15 protein-coding genes and 4 pseudogenes are annotated in these 14,201 nt (G+C 69.3%); 7 read left to right on the top strand and 12 right to left on the bottom strand.

The annotated features are described in order from the left end of the window. Positions 1 to 121: 121 nt before the first annotated feature. A complete protein-coding gene (locus Q9R22_RS11145) occupies positions 122 to 1,075 on the bottom strand; it encodes a hypothetical protein (RefSeq protein WP_242670499.1) in 954 nt (317 codons plus the stop codon). A 124-nt stretch (positions 1,076 to 1,199) separates the two neighbouring features. Between Q9R22_RS11145 and rlmC the strand changes: the two genes are divergently transcribed. Next, positions 1,200 to 2,339, top strand: coding sequence for a 23S rRNA (uracil(747)-C(5))-methyltransferase RlmC (rlmC, locus tag Q9R22_RS11140; RefSeq protein ID WP_131333589.1), 1,140 nt, complete (start codon positions 1,200 to 1,202; stop codon positions 2,337 to 2,339). Positions 2,340 to 2,506: 167 nt separating this feature from the next. On the opposite strand, the gene Q9R22_RS11135 is transcribed toward rlmC, so the two are convergent. The 3 genes from Q9R22_RS11135 to Q9R22_RS11125 are packed head-to-tail and all read right to left on the bottom strand — an operon-like array spanning position 2,507 to position 4,718. Continuing rightward, entirely contained in the window at positions 2,507 to 3,037 is a 531-nt protein-coding gene (locus tag Q9R22_RS11135) for a gluconokinase (RefSeq protein ID WP_239321268.1), read from the bottom strand. A 5-nt stretch (positions 3,038 to 3,042) separates the two neighbouring features. After that, on the bottom strand, positions 3,043 to 4,272 hold the full coding sequence (gene manD / locus Q9R22_RS11130) for a D-mannonate dehydratase ManD (protein WP_131333587.1): 1,230 nt from the start codon (positions 4,270 to 4,272) through the stop codon (positions 3,043 to 3,045). Positions 4,273 to 4,316: 44 nt separating this feature from the next. Next, complete coding sequence (locus Q9R22_RS11125; RefSeq protein ID WP_131333585.1) at positions 4,317 to 4,718, bottom strand: hypothetical protein; 402 nt, start codon at positions 4,716 to 4,718, stop codon at positions 4,317 to 4,319. A gap of 42 nt (positions 4,719 to 4,760) precedes the next feature. Here Q9R22_RS11125 and Q9R22_RS11120 point away from each other — a divergent pair. From Q9R22_RS11120 to Q9R22_RS11105, 4 genes and pseudogenes are all read left to right on the top strand, one after another. Continuing rightward, a pseudogene (locus Q9R22_RS11120) lies at positions 4,761 to 5,003 on the top strand (hypothetical protein); the annotation flags it as partial. Positions 5,004 to 5,076: 73 nt separating this feature from the next. Further along, complete coding sequence (locus tag Q9R22_RS11115) at positions 5,077 to 5,223, top strand: hypothetical protein (protein WP_165489819.1); 147 nt, start codon at positions 5,077 to 5,079, stop codon at positions 5,221 to 5,223. 261 nt (positions 5,224 to 5,484) lie between these two features. Further along, positions 5,485 to 6,096 (top strand): GntR family transcriptional regulator, encoded by a 612-nt coding sequence (locus Q9R22_RS11110; protein WP_131333583.1) that lies wholly within the window; start codon positions 5,485 to 5,487, stop codon positions 6,094 to 6,096. Next, positions 6,093 to 7,316 carry an MFS transporter gene (locus Q9R22_RS11105; RefSeq protein WP_131333581.1) on the top strand — a complete coding sequence of 408 codons (1,224 nt, stop codon included), beginning with the start codon at positions 6,093 to 6,095 and terminating at the stop codon, positions 7,314 to 7,316. Before Q9R22_RS11110 ends, Q9R22_RS11105 begins: the two co-directional genes overlap by 4 nt. Before the next feature lie 79 nt (positions 7,317 to 7,395). Here Q9R22_RS11105 and Q9R22_RS11100 read toward each other — a convergent pair whose 3' ends face one another. Further along, positions 7,396 to 8,145, bottom strand: a complete 750-nt coding sequence (locus tag Q9R22_RS11100) for a sulfite exporter TauE/SafE family protein (RefSeq protein ID WP_064845599.1) — start codon at positions 8,143 to 8,145, stop codon at positions 7,396 to 7,398. A 149-nt stretch (positions 8,146 to 8,294) separates the two neighbouring features. On the opposite strand from Q9R22_RS11100, the gene Q9R22_RS13335 reads away from it, so the two are divergent. Together Q9R22_RS13335 and Q9R22_RS11095 are read left to right on the top strand one after the other, a co-directional pair. Continuing rightward, a complete protein-coding gene (locus tag Q9R22_RS13335) occupies positions 8,295 to 8,915 on the top strand; it encodes an urea transporter (protein WP_165489818.1) in 621 nt (206 codons plus the stop codon). 43 nt (positions 8,916 to 8,958) lie between these two features. After that, positions 8,959 to 9,309, top strand: a complete 351-nt coding sequence (locus Q9R22_RS11095; protein WP_311254205.1) for an urea transporter — start codon at positions 8,959 to 8,961, stop codon at positions 9,307 to 9,309. Positions 9,310 to 9,417: 108 nt separating this feature from the next. On the opposite strand, the gene ureG is transcribed toward Q9R22_RS11095, so the two are convergent. The 7 genes and pseudogenes from ureG to Q9R22_RS11060 all read right to left on the bottom strand — a co-directional run. Continuing rightward, positions 9,418 to 10,029 carry an urease accessory protein UreG gene (ureG, locus tag Q9R22_RS11090; protein WP_131333577.1) on the bottom strand — a complete coding sequence of 204 codons (612 nt, stop codon included), beginning with the start codon at positions 10,027 to 10,029 and terminating at the stop codon, positions 9,418 to 9,420. Positions 10,030 to 10,063: 34 nt separating this feature from the next. Continuing rightward, positions 10,064 to 10,834, bottom strand: a pseudogene (locus Q9R22_RS11085) (urease accessory protein UreF). A 50-nt stretch (positions 10,835 to 10,884) separates the two neighbouring features. Then, a complete protein-coding gene (gene ureE, locus Q9R22_RS11080; RefSeq protein WP_131333574.1) occupies positions 10,885 to 11,370 on the bottom strand; it encodes an urease accessory protein UreE in 486 nt (161 codons plus the stop codon). 146 nt (positions 11,371 to 11,516) lie between these two features. Further along, positions 11,517 to 13,041, bottom strand: a pseudogene (locus tag Q9R22_RS11075) (urease subunit alpha). Continuing rightward, positions 13,038 to 13,226, bottom strand: a pseudogene (locus Q9R22_RS11070) (urease subunit beta); the annotation flags it as partial. The pseudogenes Q9R22_RS11075 and Q9R22_RS11070, both read right to left, overlap by 4 nt. Positions 13,227 to 13,238: 12 nt before the next feature. Then, the gene (locus Q9R22_RS11065; RefSeq protein WP_131333572.1) at positions 13,239 to 13,550 is read right to left on the bottom strand and encodes an urease subunit gamma; all 312 of its coding nucleotides are present in this window, start codon (positions 13,548 to 13,550) and stop codon (positions 13,239 to 13,241) included. Between the two features lie 330 nt (positions 13,551 to 13,880). Beyond that, positions 13,881 to 14,201 (bottom strand): hypothetical protein (locus tag Q9R22_RS11060; RefSeq protein WP_311254204.1); only part of this gene is annotated, 321 nt, incomplete at its 5' end.

Below are 14,201 nucleotides of genomic sequence, written 5' to 3'. Positions count from 1 at the left end.
GACTAACCATTTTCCCCGGGACGGGCGGAGTGAACTGTGCAAAAGCATACGCCTTTGGTACGTGATTCCGGGGTTCCCGAGGGGAAATGCCTGCCCTCCCTTTAGGGGGTACTTAGGGCAGTTACCGGGTTTTCGCGGGGTCCCGCAGGTCGATCCCGAAGACCCGCTTCACCGCGGTGGTCACGTGGCGGCCATAGCGCTGCGAGGACGGCGTCGAGGAGAACGGCAGGAACCTACCGGGGACGTCCGGGTGGGTGATCTTCCCGTGGGTGGGCCCGGACGTGGTGACCTCGAAGCCCGCCCCGCGCAACCGTTCGAGCAGTTCCCTGCGGTTGGTGGGATAGCGGGTGCCGCTGCCCCCGGGTTTCGCGCCGGTGTGCTCGAGGGAGTCGGGGGTGTCCGCCCAGGTCTCGTCCGGGCGCCGGGCGATCGCCCACCCGCTGCGGTAGATCCCCACCACGCGGTGCTCCGCCCGGGTCACCTGCACGCACAGCCGGCCGCGCACGTAGTAGTCGGTGCGCCCGAGGTCCGCGGTCCAGGTGTCCTCGGGGTCCGCCACGACGGCTTGCAGCGCGCTCTCGCTCACGTCCCACACGCCCTGTACGACGACGCCGTCCGCGGGCACCTCGAGCGCCGGGGCCCCCGACAGATCGGAGTCGACGGTGTAGAACGCACGCTCGGGGGCAGTGGTGTCGGGGGTGATGCCGGCGCGCAACAGGCGAACGAACTCTGCGAGCTGCGGGTCCACCGTGAGCTCGCGTGGTGCTTCGGACGCGATGGGCGTGGTGGGTTCCCCGGCGGGGACCGTGCGCGGCCCGGGGCCCGGTTTGGGTGCCCCGCCCGCGGCAGGAACAGCACGGGTGCCGTCCGCGCCGGGAACTGTTCGGGGCCCGGGACCTGACCGAGGCGTCCCGTCCGGCGCTGCTCCGGCCCGAGGTTCGGAGTCATCGCCGGCGGCGTCCGCGTCCCCTTGCCGCTCGGAAGGGCGCCACGAGGTGTAGTCCACCGGGCGGACGCCCAGTGCGGGGTCCTTGCGGCCGCGCATCGCGGCGGGGGAGGGGTGTGGGGTGCTCATGGCAGGTCCTCGGGCGGAAGGGGCGGTGTCCGTGCCACGCTGTCACGATACCGCCGGGATTACCAGCGGGCGGGCGGCCCGAGTGGGGAAGGGGCGCGTGCGGCGTCGTCGTAGAATCGAGCGGGTGGAATGCGGATATTACGATCGGGACCTGTGCCGATCCTGCACGGTGATCGAGGTACCCTACGCGCGGCAGCTCGCTCGCAAACAACAGCTCGTGCGCGACCTCGTGGACTCACACGGTGAGCCGCGGTGGCTCGAGCCGGTCGCGTCCGTGGAGGCGGGGTTCCGCAACAAGGCCAAGATGGTCGTGGCTGGGAAGGTCGGCGCACCGACCCTAGGCATCCTGGACCGCGGGGGCCGTGGGATCGACCTGCGCGACTGCCCGCTCTACCCCGAACCCGTGACGCGCGCGATCCACGCGCTCGCCGAGTTCATCGCGAGGGTGCGGCTGTTGCCGTACGACGTGGCCAAACGGCGCGGCGAGCTCAAACACCTGATCGTCACGGGGAACCCGGACGGGCGGCTCATGATCCGGTTCGTGCTGCGCAGCACCGGGCAGCTGGCCAAGATCCGGGACAACACGGATCTGCTGCGCGAGCTCGTGCCGCACGCGGACGTGCTCTCCGTGAACATCCAGCCCGAGCACAAGGCCGTGATCGAGGGCGCCGAGGAGATCCTGCTCTCGCGGCAGGGCGAGCTGATCATGCCGGTCAACGGCATCGACCTGCGAGTCCGGCCGCGCTCGTTCTTCCAGACGAACACACGGGTCACGGAGCAGCTGTACCGCCAGGTCGCGGACTGGGTGGACGCCGTGGACCCGGCGAGCGTGTGGGACCTGTACTGCGGGGTCGGGGGTTTCGCGCTGCACGTCGCCGCTCCCACGCGCGAGGTCGTGGGCACCGAGATCTCCGCCGAGGCCGTGGCCTCCGCCCGGGACACCGCCCGCGCCATGGAGCTACCGGATGAGGGTCCGGGCTCCGTGCGTTTCCTCGCCGACGACGCCGCCGCGACCCCCGCGGATCTGCCCGGCACCCCGGAGCTCGCGATCGTCAACCCGCCCCGCCGCGGGCTGGAAGCGTCCCTGTGTGCGTGGCTCGAGAACTCATCGGTGGATCATGTCGTGTACTCGTCGTGCAACGCCACGACGCTCGCGCGGGACCTGGGCCGGATGCCGTCCTTGCGGCCCGTGGAAGCACGACTGCTGGACATGTTTCCCCACACCGGACACTACGAGGTCGCGGTCCTGCTGCGCAGGGGGTGAAGGGCGGGACTACCGGTTCGGTGCCGGCGACCCGGCGAGGCTGACGGCGGCGCCGGGCCCAGCGCCGTCGTCCCGGGTCGCGGACGGGCACGCGCATTGAAGAAGCGTCCCGGGGTGCCCTGTCGAGCACCCTGGGACGCTTCGGATGCTCACCGCGAAGGCGCGGACTACGAGTTCGCCGCCGCCATGGCCCGCAGCTTGGTCACCGCCTCGTTCACCATGTCCGGCACGGACTGATCGATGTCGAGCTTGTAGCCGCCCTCCTCCTGCGCGAGCGGCTCGAGGGTGTCCAGCTGGGACTGCAACAGCGTGGCCGGCATGAAGTGCCCGCTGCGGCCCTCGATCCGCCGGGTCAGCACCGCCACGGACCCGTCCAGGTGCAGGAACAACGCCGACGGCGCTTGCGAGCGGATCCGTTCCCGGTACTTGCGCTTGAGCGCGGAGCACGCGATCACCATGCCCTCGTGCTGTTCACCCCGCTCGTGCAGTGTGCGGCCCACGATCTCGAGCCAGGGCCAGCGGTCGTCGTCGTCGAGCGGCGTGCCCGAGGCCATTTTCTGGACGTTCTCGATGGGGTGCAGGCTGTCCCCGTCGACGAAGTCCACACCCAGCTCGTGGGCCACGAGCGTGCCGATCGTGGTCTTGCCCGACCCCGAGACGCCCATGACCACCACGAGCGGTGCGATGTCCGTGCTCACCCCGCTCACCGGTCGTGCACCGTGCCGTCGGTGAGGCGGTTGTAGGGCAGGTGCGCGGTGGTGTATTCGTACTTCTCCGCCTCATCCTCGTCGATCTCCACGCCCAGGCCCGGGGTGTCGGAGGGGTGCAGCAGACCGTTCTCGAACGTCATGTGCTGACGGAAAACCTGGTTGGTCTTCTCCGAGTGAGGCATGTACTCCTGCAGGCCGAAGTTGTGGATGGCCATGCCCACGTGCAGCTGCGCCGCGAAGCCCACGGGGGAGACGTCCGTGGAGCCGTGGAAGCCGGACTTGACCTGGTACATCGCGGCATAGTCCATGACCTTCTTCAGCGGGGAGATCCCGCCGAAGCGCGTGGACGCGCAGCGCACGTAGTCGATCAGCTGTTCGGAGATCATGTCCTTGATGTCCCAGATCGTGTTGAAGACCTTGCCGATGGCGAGCGGCTGCGTGGTGTGCTGACGCACCAGCCGCAGGGCCTCCTGGTTCTCCGCCGGGGTGCAGTCCTCGAGCCAGAACAGGTCGTAGGGCTCGAGCGACTTGCCGAGCTTGGCGGCCTGGATGGGAGTCATGCGGTGGCGGCCGTCGTGCAACAGGGGCAGCTCCGGGCCGAACTCGTTGCGCACGGCCTCGAAGACGGACGGAATGTGGCGCAGGTACGGGCGGGTGTCCCAGTTCTCCTCCGCGGGCAGCGCGGCACGCTGTGCCGGCTGGTAGTCGGAGCGCTCGCCGGAGGCCTGCGGCTGGGCGGCCACGCCGTACAGCGCGGTGATCCCCGGGACCGAGGACTGCACGCGGATCGCGGTGTAGCCGTGCTCCTGCTCGGAGCGGATCGAGTCGAAGATCTCCTCGGTGTCCCGCCCGGAGGCGTGGCCGTACGTGGACAGCCCGCGGCGGGAGGCGCCACCGAGCAGCTGGTACACCGGCATGCCGGCCACCTTGCCCTTGATGTCCCACAGGGCCATGTCCACCGCGGCGATCGCGGCCATGGTCACGGGGCCGCGGCGCCAGTAGCCGGAGCGGTACAGGAACTGCCACGTGTCCTCGATGTTTGCCGGGTCGCGGTCGATCAGCAGGGGTGCCGCGTGGTCGGACAGGTACGTGGCCACCGCCAGTTCGCGGCCGTTGAGGGTCGCGTCACCGATCCCGGTGACACCCTCGTCGGTCGTGAGCTTGAGCGTCACGAAGTTGCGTGAGGGACTGGTGACGATGACCTTGGCTTCGGTGATCTTCATGGTGTTTCCTCTCTGGAACGGTGGGCCCGCTCGATTATGGCGGATCAGCGTGTGGACGGGCCGGACCCGTCGCCGCGCTCGGACGGCACGGACGGGCCCTGGGTGGTCATGGGGTGGGAATTCCGGGCCGTGGGGCCGGGGCGGTCGGTGCGGGCCCCCGCGGGAGCCGGGACCTCACCGGGGTGCAGCTGCTCGCGACGCAGCGAACGGTTGGCCTCGATGGACTTGATGATGTCCTTGAACTTTGCCTCCGTGAGCGGGTAGCCGGCCATGATGAGCATGACGATCAGGAAGATCACCGCGGGGATCAACCCGCCCGCGACCGCCATGCCGTTCACGGTGTCCGGGCTCTGCTGCGGGGCGTGCTGGTCGAACGCCACGACCACGAGCGGCAGGGCGCGCTCGGCGAGGGAGAGTTCCTCGTGGAGCAGTCCACGAGTCTGCATTAGCTGGGCATTAATCCGGTGACCGTTCTGCTGCGCAGCGCCATGTACGTCTCACCCATCGAGCTCGCGGTGTGGTGGATCGCGTTCTCCCTGGTCGTGGCGCCCAGGGAACATCGCTCCGGGTGGCGGCGCGTGTTCGCCGGCTTCGTGATCGGGCACGTGGGTGCCACCGTGTCCACCGCGGCACTGCAGATGTGGGAGGCCCAGGCCTTCCCGAACCCCGACCTGATCCCGGAACGGATCGACGTGGGCGCGAGCTACGGGTTCTTCGCGTTCGCCGCGCTGGCCACCTATCACGGTTCCGCGCGCCGCAGGCTCCTGTGGGCCGCCGGGCTCGTGGCCGCGGCGGCCGGGGGGAATGGTCCTGGATTTCGGATGGACGGCCATCGGACACGCGATCGCGGTGCTGCTGGGTTTCGCGTGCTACCGACTCGTGAATCCCGACGCCGCCGTGCACCACGAGGCGCGCGTCCGGGCCCGGCGGCTGTACGAGATGGAGCACTGATCCGGCACGGGCCTCGGTCCCGTGGGTTCGGATCGGCAGAGTTCCACCGCGCTACGGATTGCGGCGGCGCAGCAGAGTTCGACGACGCTGCGGAGCCACTCGTCCCGGTTGCCCGCGTGACGTGCGACACTTAGTATGCAGCTTGTATCTATGCAACCCGCGGACTGATCGCCGCGGGTTGCCGCTCGCCCCACACCCCGGGGCACGCGGCCGTGCCAGCGGGTACGGAACCGGCCGGAGCGACGTCGAACAGGGAGCACCATGGCGTACAACGCGGCCGAGCGCGCGTACGAGCACGTCAAGGCCAGGATCCTCACGGGTGAGCTGGACGGGCACATGTTGTCCGAGGGCGTCTTCGCCACGGAGCTGGGGGTCTCCCGGACTCCGGTCCGTGAGGCGTTCCTGCGGCTCCAGGTGGAGGGGCTCATGCGGCTCTACCCCAAGCGTGGTGCGCTCGTGGTGCCGGTGGGCCCGCACGAGTCCCGCGAGGTGCTCGCTGCGCGGCGGGTCGTGGAATGCGCGAGCGTGAAGGAGGCGATCGGGGATCCCGATCTGCCCGACACCCTCGCCGACCTCCTGGAACAGCAGCGAAAGGCTGCGGGCACGCCGCGATTCGGTGAGCTGGATGCCGCGTTCCACACCGCTCTCGTGGAGGCCGCGGGCAACAGTCTGTTGAGCGGTTTCTACCAAGGGTTGCGGGACCGGCAGATCCGGTTGATCGCCACCGCGGTGCGCACGGCCCAGGAGCGGTCTGACGAGATCCTGGCGCAGCACGCGGAGATCGTGGCGGGCATTCGGGAAAAAGATACGGAACGGGTGGAAGCCCTGTTGGCGGAGCATTTGCAGCGCGTGTACGAAGGGATCGTGTCATGAGTGTGAAACCCTGGATGAGGGTCAGTTCGGCGCTGTTGGCGGTGGCGTGGGGTGGCAACGAGTTCACCCCGTTGCTCGTCATGTACCGCACGGTGGAGGGGTACGAACAGGTGGCCGTGGACATGCTCCTGGCCGCGTACGTCCTGGGGATCGTGCCGGCCCTGTTGATCGGCGGGCCGTTGTCCGATCGGCACGGGCGGCGGGCACTGATGATCCCCGCGCCCATCCTCGCGATGGTGGGCAGCATCCTGTTGGCCATGGGGGCCGGGAGTCTGGTGCTGCTTTTCGTGGGCCGGGTCTTCTCCGGGCTGGCCCTGGGACTGGGCATGGCCGTGGGGACCTCGTGGATCAAGGAGCTCTCCGACCGGCCGTACGAGGAGCACCCGGAGCGGGTCTCGGGCGCTCGCAGGGCGTCCCTGTCGCTCACGGCCGGATTCGCCCTGGGTGCCGTGATCGCAGCGACGCTCGCCCAGTTCGCCCCGCTGCAAACCGTGTTGCCGTACGTGATCAACCTCTTGATCTGTCTGCCCGCGGTCCTGCTTGTCGCGGGAGCACCCGAGACCCGCTACGCAAGCGCACCGCACGGCTCCCTCCTGTCCGATCTGAAGATCCCGGCCACGCGTCAGCACCGGTTCTGGTTCGTGGTGGCGCCGTCCGCGCCCTGGGTGTTCGGATGTGCGGCGTCCTCGTACGCGATCCTCCCGGCGCTCATGGCGGACGTCGTGGGCCCGGACTACGGCATCGCGTTCTCGGGGCTCATGTGCCTGGTGGGCCTGGGCTGCGGGTTCTTCATCCAGCCCCTGGGCCGTCATCTGGACCGGGACGGTTCCATCCGTTCGCTCGCCGTGGGCATGGTCGCGGTGATCCTGGGCATGCTCACCGCGGTGGCCGCCGCCTCGACCCTGAACATCCTGGTGGTCCTCGCGGCCTCCGGGGTCCTGGGTTGCGGCTACGGGCTCGTACTGGTCTCCGGGTTGCAGGAGGTCCAACGCATCGCCCGCCCGGACGACCTCGCGGGACTCACCGCGGTCTTCTACTCCCTGACCTACATGGGCTTCTTCGTGCCCATGGTCCTCGCACTGATCGCCCGGTTCACGTCCTACCCGTGGCTGTTCGCCTCCGGCGCCGTGATCGCGGCCCTGTGCCTGGGCGTCATGGCCTACGGGCGGCGGCACGAGGTGCGCGACCTGGACGCGCTCGAGGCGGCGGCCGCGCGGTAGCAGGGGCAGCGGCGTCGTCGTCCCGTGACGAATGCGCCCGTACGGCGGGTGATGCCGGGTCGTCGCGGGGCGGCCGTGCTCAGCCGAGGACCAGGGTCGCCGCGCCGCGCAGCAGGACGACGACGCCGCCCGCGGCCGCGAGCGCCATGGCCAGTTTCTGCGCGGTCGCCTTGGTGAGGTGGCGGGACAGCCAGGTCCCCACCGCGATCCCGGCCAGGACCGTGAGCACGAGCGCGCCCACGGCCGCGAGCGCGGGGACGGGCAGGGCGAAGTGCACCCCGGCCGCGAGTTTGGAGACCACCGACAAGGCCCCCATGGACATGAATACGGGCTGCATCGTGGCCGCGAACCGGTGTTGGTCCCAGCGGGTCACGCGCGAGTAGATCACCATGGCGGGGGCCGCCACACCCGCGGTGGAGTTGAAGAATCCCCCGATCACCCCGGTCGGGACCATGGCCTTGCGGCGGGAGAGCTCGGGGGTCGCGGGGGAGAAGCGCGTGACCGCGAGGCCCGCGAGCACCACCGCACCCACGGCCACCTGCAACCACGCGCTCGGCACCCAGCGCACCACGAGCGCTCCGGCCACGATCCCGGGCACGGCGGACGCGACCAGCACCGCCGCGTGCCGCCATTCCACGAATCGGCGCACGGACAGGGTGATCAGGAAACCGGAGCACGTGGTGGCCGCGTTCGTCGCGAGGACTCCCGGGCCGGGACCCATGATCAGGGACAGCACCGGTGCCACCACGAGGCCCACCCCGGTGCCGGACACCCGTTGCAGGACGGTACCCACGAGCACGGCGAGCAGGGCGGCGATGAGGATCAACATGGGCGGCTTCCGGTGAGCGGGGTCAGTGGTTCGAGGGTATCCGTGTGTGCGCCGCCGGGTGGCACCGCGTGGGATCCGTGGCGCATGTCATGGGTGCTGCACCCGGGACATGGGTCGCGACCTGGGGATGACGGTAGGAGGATAGGGGCATGAACTTCCTCCGCGGCATCGTCCGGGCCCAAGGCCAGATCTTCCTGCAGGCCGGATGGGGCCCCGCGGTGTTCGCGCTCGCCGCCATGACGGTGGCGTCCGCGTGGTTCGCGCTCGCCGCGCTCGCGGGGGCGGCGGTCCAGGCAGGGTGTGCGCTGGCGCTCGCCGGGTGGGACGACGCGCGGGGCCTGCACCGTCTCCGGGAGGGCGGGACCCGGGCCCGGAGTGGCATCCCGGGACACGATCCCGAGAGCTCACGGGTCGGTGCGAGGGCCCTGGCCCGGAGCCGAGCCGGGGTGATCCCCGCAGAGGTAGACCAGGGATTGCACGGGTTCAACGGTGCCCTGACGGGGTGTGCCGCGGTGCTCGCGTGCGGGCCCGGGATCCCCGCGGCGTTGTGGACCCTTGCGGGTTCGGCGGTCTGCGCGCTGATCGTGTGGGGCGCCCCAAGTTCTCGTGGCCCGAATCCCTTCCGCTGCTCACGGGGCCGTTCTGCCTGGTCAACAGCATTGCGGTGGCCGTTGCGGTCCCGTTCGAACGGACCCAGGGAGCCGTGGTGCCCCTGGGCTCCCCCGTGCACGACGTACTCGCCGGGGCCGTGCGGGGAGCGCACCAGGTAATCCTGGGCGGTTCCGTGCTAGGCGGGTTGTTGGTGCTCGCGGGATGTTCGCCGCCGGGTGGCGGGCCGGTGTGTGGGCGGCGACCGGGACCCTGGTGGGCACGCTCGCCGGGTTCGTGGGGATCGGGCAGGGCCCCGCCGCATCCGGGTTGCTGGGCTACGGCGCGATGCTCGTGACCGTGGCGCTCGGTGTCGCGTTCCCCGCGCGGGGGTCCCGCATCCTGCGGATCGGGGTGCCCGTCCTGGCCGCCGCGCTCACCGTGCCGCTGTGGTGGGTCATCACGGCCGTGGGGGTCGCGCCGTACACGTGGCCCTTCGTACTCGTCACGTGGACCGTTCTGGCGCTACGCTCCCGTCAGTGGAGGGCGGGGGAGGCCCGCCACGACGAGCGATGAACCAGGGCGAAGATCCCCCACACCGCGAGCAGCCCCGCGATCAACAACAGTCCCGCGTGGCCGTCGGCGCGGCGGAGGCGTGCGTGTCGGTCACCGGTGCGGCTGGGCTCACGCGAGGTCCTGCATGAGGACGTCGTGGCGCAACCACTTGATCACGTGCTCGAGGCCCTCGTCCGTCTTCAGATTGGTGAAGCAGAACGCCTTGTCCCCGCGGAACTGGCGGGAATCGGCCTCCATGACCGTGAGGTCCGCCCCCACGTGCGGCGCCAGGTCCGTCTTGTTGATGATGAACAGATCGGACTTGATCATGCCCTGGCCGGCCTTGCGGGGGATCTTCTCGCCCTGGGCCACGTCGATGATGTAGATCGGGAAGTCCACGAGCTCGGGGCTGAACGTGGCGGAGAGGTTGTCCCCGCCGGATTCCACGAACACGACCTCGAGGTCCGGGTGCTCCTGCTCCAACCGGTCGATCGCCGCCTGGTTCATGGAGGTGTCCTCGCGGATCGCGGTGTGGGGGCACCCGCCGGTCTCGAGTCCCACGATCCTGTCCAGGGGCAGCACGCTGTTGCGGGAGAGGATCTTGGCGTCCTCGATCGTGTAGATGTCGTTGGTGATCGCCGCCATGGAGATGTCCTGGCTCAGCGCCCGGGTGAGGCGTTCGATCAACTGGGTCTTGCCCGCGCCCACCGGTCCGCCGATCCCGATCTTCACTGCCGTCATGTGGTTTATTCCTCCGTACGTTCGGTGGCGCGGTTCAGCTCATGAACATGCGCGCGCGTTGGGTTTCGTGGTGCATCTGGGCGATCTCCAACCCCGGGGAGACCACGCCCAGATCGGACATGTCGAGTGCGGAGATGCGTTCCCACGCGGCCGCGACCCGGGGGCGCAGTGCCCCCAGGGTGCGCTGGCCCGCGTTCTGCCCGATGGGGATCCCGCGCACCGCGTTCTGGGTCAGCGAGGTGAGGGTGGAGAACAGGAAGGCCTGCGTGATCGCTGCCGGGGGCACACCGTGGTCCACCCCGATCAGCGCGAACACGATCGCCTAGTGGCCGCGGCACGTCCCCTCCGCCACGAGGCGGGCGTAGCGTTCCAGTCCCGGGCCGGGTAGGGACAGCGTGCCGATCTCGAGCAGCCGGCGTCCCATGGTCAGCCCGGCTTGTCGCACCTGGGCCGGTAGGGCCTGGGCGAACATGAGGGCGTCGAGTCGGACGAGGCCGGCGTCGAAGTCGGAGTCGGGTGTCGCGTCCGCCGGGGCTGCGGGGGGATCCGCGGGCGACGCCGCGCCGTCGGCGGCCGCCAGCGCGGAAGGTGCCGTACCCGCCGAGGCTCCGTTCGCCGTCGTCCCCGCGAACAACTCCGCGGTGAGCCGCACGGCCAGACCGTCCGCGTAGACGAGCTGGTGGTCGAGGAAACGTTCCAGCCAGTCCTGGAAGCTCGCTTGGTCCGACACGGTGCCACGTTCCAGGTAGGTCTCCATGCCGAACGTGTGCGCGAACGCCCCCGTGGGCAGCGCGGAATCGCAGATCTGCAGCAGCGGCAACAGGGAACCCGCCCAGTCCTGTGCGTCCCCGGCCACTAGTGCGTGTGCTCCGCGTGGCGGAACGGGACCGGCATCACGCGTTCCTGCCGCTCGTACGGCACGCCGTGCTCGTCCAGGTACTGGGTCACCGTGTGGTCGAACTGCACCACCATGACCTCTGCGCCGTATTCGGAGGACGTGTCGAAGAACTGGGCCTGCAGGTGCCGGTTGCCCAGCCCGTGCGCCGTCACGCCCATCTCGGTGATGGTGCGCGGGGCGATCACGAGCACGTCCGTGGCCTCGACGGACACGACGACGACGCCGCGCTCGTCCCGGAGCAGGATGTCCCCGTCCTGGAGGTCGCCGGCCATGCCGCGCGGACTGTCCAGGCGCAACCCCAGGGTACGGGCGTGATCCGTGGTCACGCGCTGGATCCGCTTCACGAGTTCGGAACTGGGCAGCACCACCTTCTCCACGTGCAGCCCCTGCCGTTCGGAGGGGGACAGATCGGCCAGGTTGCCCAGGACGCGGTCGACGATCACGAGATCCTCCTTGTCGGGAACGTGTCGGGAATGGTTGGTCGGGGTGCCGGTGCCGGGGCGGCAACGACGGGCCCGTAACGACTGGTTGGCGGCGCCGGGTGCCCGCCGAGCGCCGTCGTCCGCGGATTGCCGGCGGCCGCGTGGGCTCAGAACAGGAAGTACCGCTGGGCCATGGGGAGCACGTCCACGGGCTCGCACGTGACCTTCTCGCCGTCCACGCGCACCTCGTAGGTTTCGGGGTCCACGTCCAGCTTGGGGGTCTCGCCGTTGAACGCGAGGTCGGACTTGCGCAGGGACCGGATGCCGTGGACCGCCTTGACGGTCTTCCGCAGACCGAGCTGCTCCGGGACGCCCGCGTCCACGGCCGCCTGGGACATGAACGTGATGGAGGAGGAGTGCACCGCGGAACCCAACCCGCCGAACGAACCGCGCATGGTCATGGGCTGGGGCGTGGGGATGGACCCGTTGGAATCACCCATGAGGGAGGAGACCACCTGCCCGCCCTTGAACACCATGAACGGTTTGACGCCGAAGAACGCAGGTTCCCACAGCACCAGGTCCGCGAACTTCCCGGCCTCCACACTGCCCACGTAGTCACCCACACCGTGGGCGAGCGCGGGGTTGATCGTGTACTTGGAGATGTAGCGCTTGAGCCGGAAGTTGTCGCCGCGCTCGGTGTCCCCGTCCAGCTTGCCGCGCTGCTTCTTCATCTTGTCCGCGACCTGCCACGTCCGCAGGATCACTTCCCCCACGCGGCCCATGGCCTGGGAGTCAGAGCTCGTGATGGAAAAGATGCCCATGTCCTGCAGCACGTCCTCCGCAGCGATCGTCTCCGGGCGTGTGGAAGACCCGCCCGTCGATGGCCTTGATCGTGTCCTCCACGAACCCGGCCTCGTTGAGGGTGTCCGTGTGGATAGCCACCTGCACGTCGTAATGGTCGGCCACCTTCAAGGAGTTGTCGATCGCCGCGGGCGTGGCGCCCCAGTCCTCGTGCACCTTGAGCCCAATGGCCCCGGCTTTGATCTGCTCGGCCAGCGGTTCCACCGCACTCGCGTGCCCCTTGCCCAGCAGGCCCACGTTCATGGGAAAGTTCTCGACGGCGCGCAGCATGTTCGCGAGGTTCCAGGACCCGGGCGTGATGGTCGTGGCCTTCGTGCCCTCCGCGGGTCCGGTACCGCCACCGATCATGGTGGTGATCCCCGAGTTCAGGGCGGTAGCGAACTGGTCGGGGCTGATGAAGTGGATGTGGGTGTCCAGGCCCCCGGCGGTGAGGATGCGGCCCTCACCGGCCACGGCCTCGGTCGCGGGACCGATCACCACGTCCACGCCGTCCATGATGTTGGGGTTGCCGGCCTTGCCGATGGCCAGGATCCGTCCGTCCCGCAGCCCCACGTCCGCCTTGTAGATGCCCGTGTGGTCCAGGACGATCACGTTGGTGATCACGGTGTCTGCCACGGCCAGGTCACCCGGGGCGCCGTCGCGGACGGTGTTGCCGTCCTGACCCATCCCGTCGCGGATGACCTTGCCGCCGCCGAATACGGTCTCGTCACCGTGGCTCGTGAGGTCCTTCTCCACCTCCAGGAACAGGTCCGTGTCCGCGAGCCGGACGGCGTCCCCCGTGGTGGGGCCGTACAGAGCGGCGTACTGCCGCCGGGACATCTCGAAGCTCATGAGCGTTCCTCACTGTCCAGAGGGCCGTTAACGGCGTTGCGGAATCCGAACACGGCACGGTCACCGGCCATCGCCACCAGGCGGACGGTCTTCTTGTCCCCCGGTTCGAAGCGCACGGCCGTGCCGGCGGGGATGTCGAGGTGGAAGCCGCGGGCGGCGTCGCGATCGAAGCGCAGCGCCGGGTTGGCCTCCGCGAATTAGAAGTGGGAGCCCACCTGCACCGGGCGGTCGCCGGTGTTGGTGCCGTCCGGGAAGGTGGCCTCCACCTGGACGTCCGAGATCATCTCGGGCACACCCTCCATGACGTCGTCCCGGCCGAGGATGGTGGTCCCCCAACTCAAGAGGTCCGCCACCGTGCGGCCGTCCCGGGCGCCCTCGATCAGTTCGTAGCTGATGATCGCCACGGCCTCCGGGTAATTGAGCTTCAGGCCCCGGGCCTGGCGTCTGCGTGCGAGGTCCGCGGCGACGACGATCTGCAGTTTCTCCTGCTCGCGAGGGATCAAGTGCATTGCGGCCTCAAGGATGGTCAGAAGGACGTCCGGCAGGGAAAGAAGACTACCTAACAATCGGCATGCTACGCCTGACGTGTGGAAATACACCCCGTAGTGCTCCGTCGTGTTCTTAGGAGTTGCCCGGGAGCCGTCCGGGCCTGTGCTCGGAGGTGCCCGAGTGGCAAAGGTCGCCGGGTCCGGTCGACGACGCCGCGCAGTGCCCGACGCCGCGTTGGGTGCGCTCCGCGGGTACCACGACGCCCGGGCTTCGTGTGCGGAGCCCGGGCGGCGTCGTCGTGCAGTGGTCGTGGCGCGTTCGCTACGCGCGGGCACCACGAAGGACGGAGCCTACAACTTCCACTCCCAGGCCTGGTCCACGAAACCGGGCGCATAGACCAGGGTTCCCGTTTTCGCGGGCACGTCCAACACGATCTTGCCGGTCGCACGCTCGGCGGGCCCCATCTCCGGGATCCGCTCTGCATCGGGCAAGCACATGTAGGACGCGGCTGATGCCACCGAGTTCGCCGTGGTCCCGGCCGGAGTGATGAATTTCCATTCGTGCGGATTGAACATGTAATCAGTGCCGTAGAAGGCCTCTTGGAACTGTTCCCTCGGTCCGGTCTCAGCAGACACGTCGAGGGTCACGAAGTGTCCGTTCTCGGGTTTCTG

It is taken from the genome of Kocuria sp. PD6, from assembly GCF_031844145.1.
Lineage (GTDB): Bacteria > Actinomycetota > Actinomycetes > Actinomycetales > Micrococcaceae > Kocuria > Kocuria marina.
Note: the sequence above shows the minus strand (reverse complement) of the source record. Positions and strands in the feature narration are given on the sequence as shown.

What these genes read in the sequence shown, in the direction of transcription:
- Q9R22_RS11065 (WP_131333572.1), bottom strand. Translation starts at nt 13,550, where the DNA reads ATGCACTTGATCCCTCGCGAGCAGGAGAAACTGCAGATCGTCGTCGCC.
- ureG (WP_131333577.1), bottom strand. Translation starts at nt 10,029, where the DNA reads ATGACGGCAGTGAAGATCGGGATCGGCGGACCGGTGGGCGCGGGCAAG.
- Q9R22_RS11110 (WP_131333583.1), top strand. Translation starts at nt 5,485, where the DNA reads ATGGCGTACAACGCGGCCGAGCGCGCGTACGAGCACGTCAAGGCCAGG.
- manD (WP_131333587.1), bottom strand. Translation starts at nt 4,272, where the DNA reads ATGAAGATCACCGAAGCCAAGGTCATCGTCACCAGTCCCTCACGCAAC.
- Q9R22_RS11100 (WP_064845599.1), bottom strand. Translation starts at nt 8,145, where the DNA reads ATGTTGATCCTCATCGCCGCCCTGCTCGCCGTGCTCGTGGGTACCGTC.
- Q9R22_RS13335 (WP_165489818.1), top strand. Translation starts at nt 8,295, where the DNA reads ATGAACTTCCTCCGCGGCATCGTCCGGGCCCAAGGCCAGATCTTCCTG.
- Q9R22_RS11145 (WP_242670499.1), bottom strand. Translation starts at nt 1,075, where the DNA reads ATGAGCACCCCACACCCCTCCCCCGCCGCGATGCGCGGCCGCAAGGAC.
- Q9R22_RS11115 (WP_165489819.1), top strand. Translation starts at nt 5,077, where the DNA reads ATGGTCCTGGATTTCGGATGGACGGCCATCGGACACGCGATCGCGGTG.
- Q9R22_RS11105 (WP_131333581.1), top strand. Translation starts at nt 6,093, where the DNA reads ATGAGTGTGAAACCCTGGATGAGGGTCAGTTCGGCGCTGTTGGCGGTG.
- Q9R22_RS11125 (WP_131333585.1), bottom strand. Translation starts at nt 4,718, where the DNA reads ATGCAGACTCGTGGACTGCTCCACGAGGAACTCTCCCTCGCCGAGCGC.
- Q9R22_RS11095 (WP_311254205.1), top strand. Translation starts at nt 8,959, where the DNA reads ATGTTCGCCGCCGGGTGGCGGGCCGGTGTGTGGGCGGCGACCGGGACC.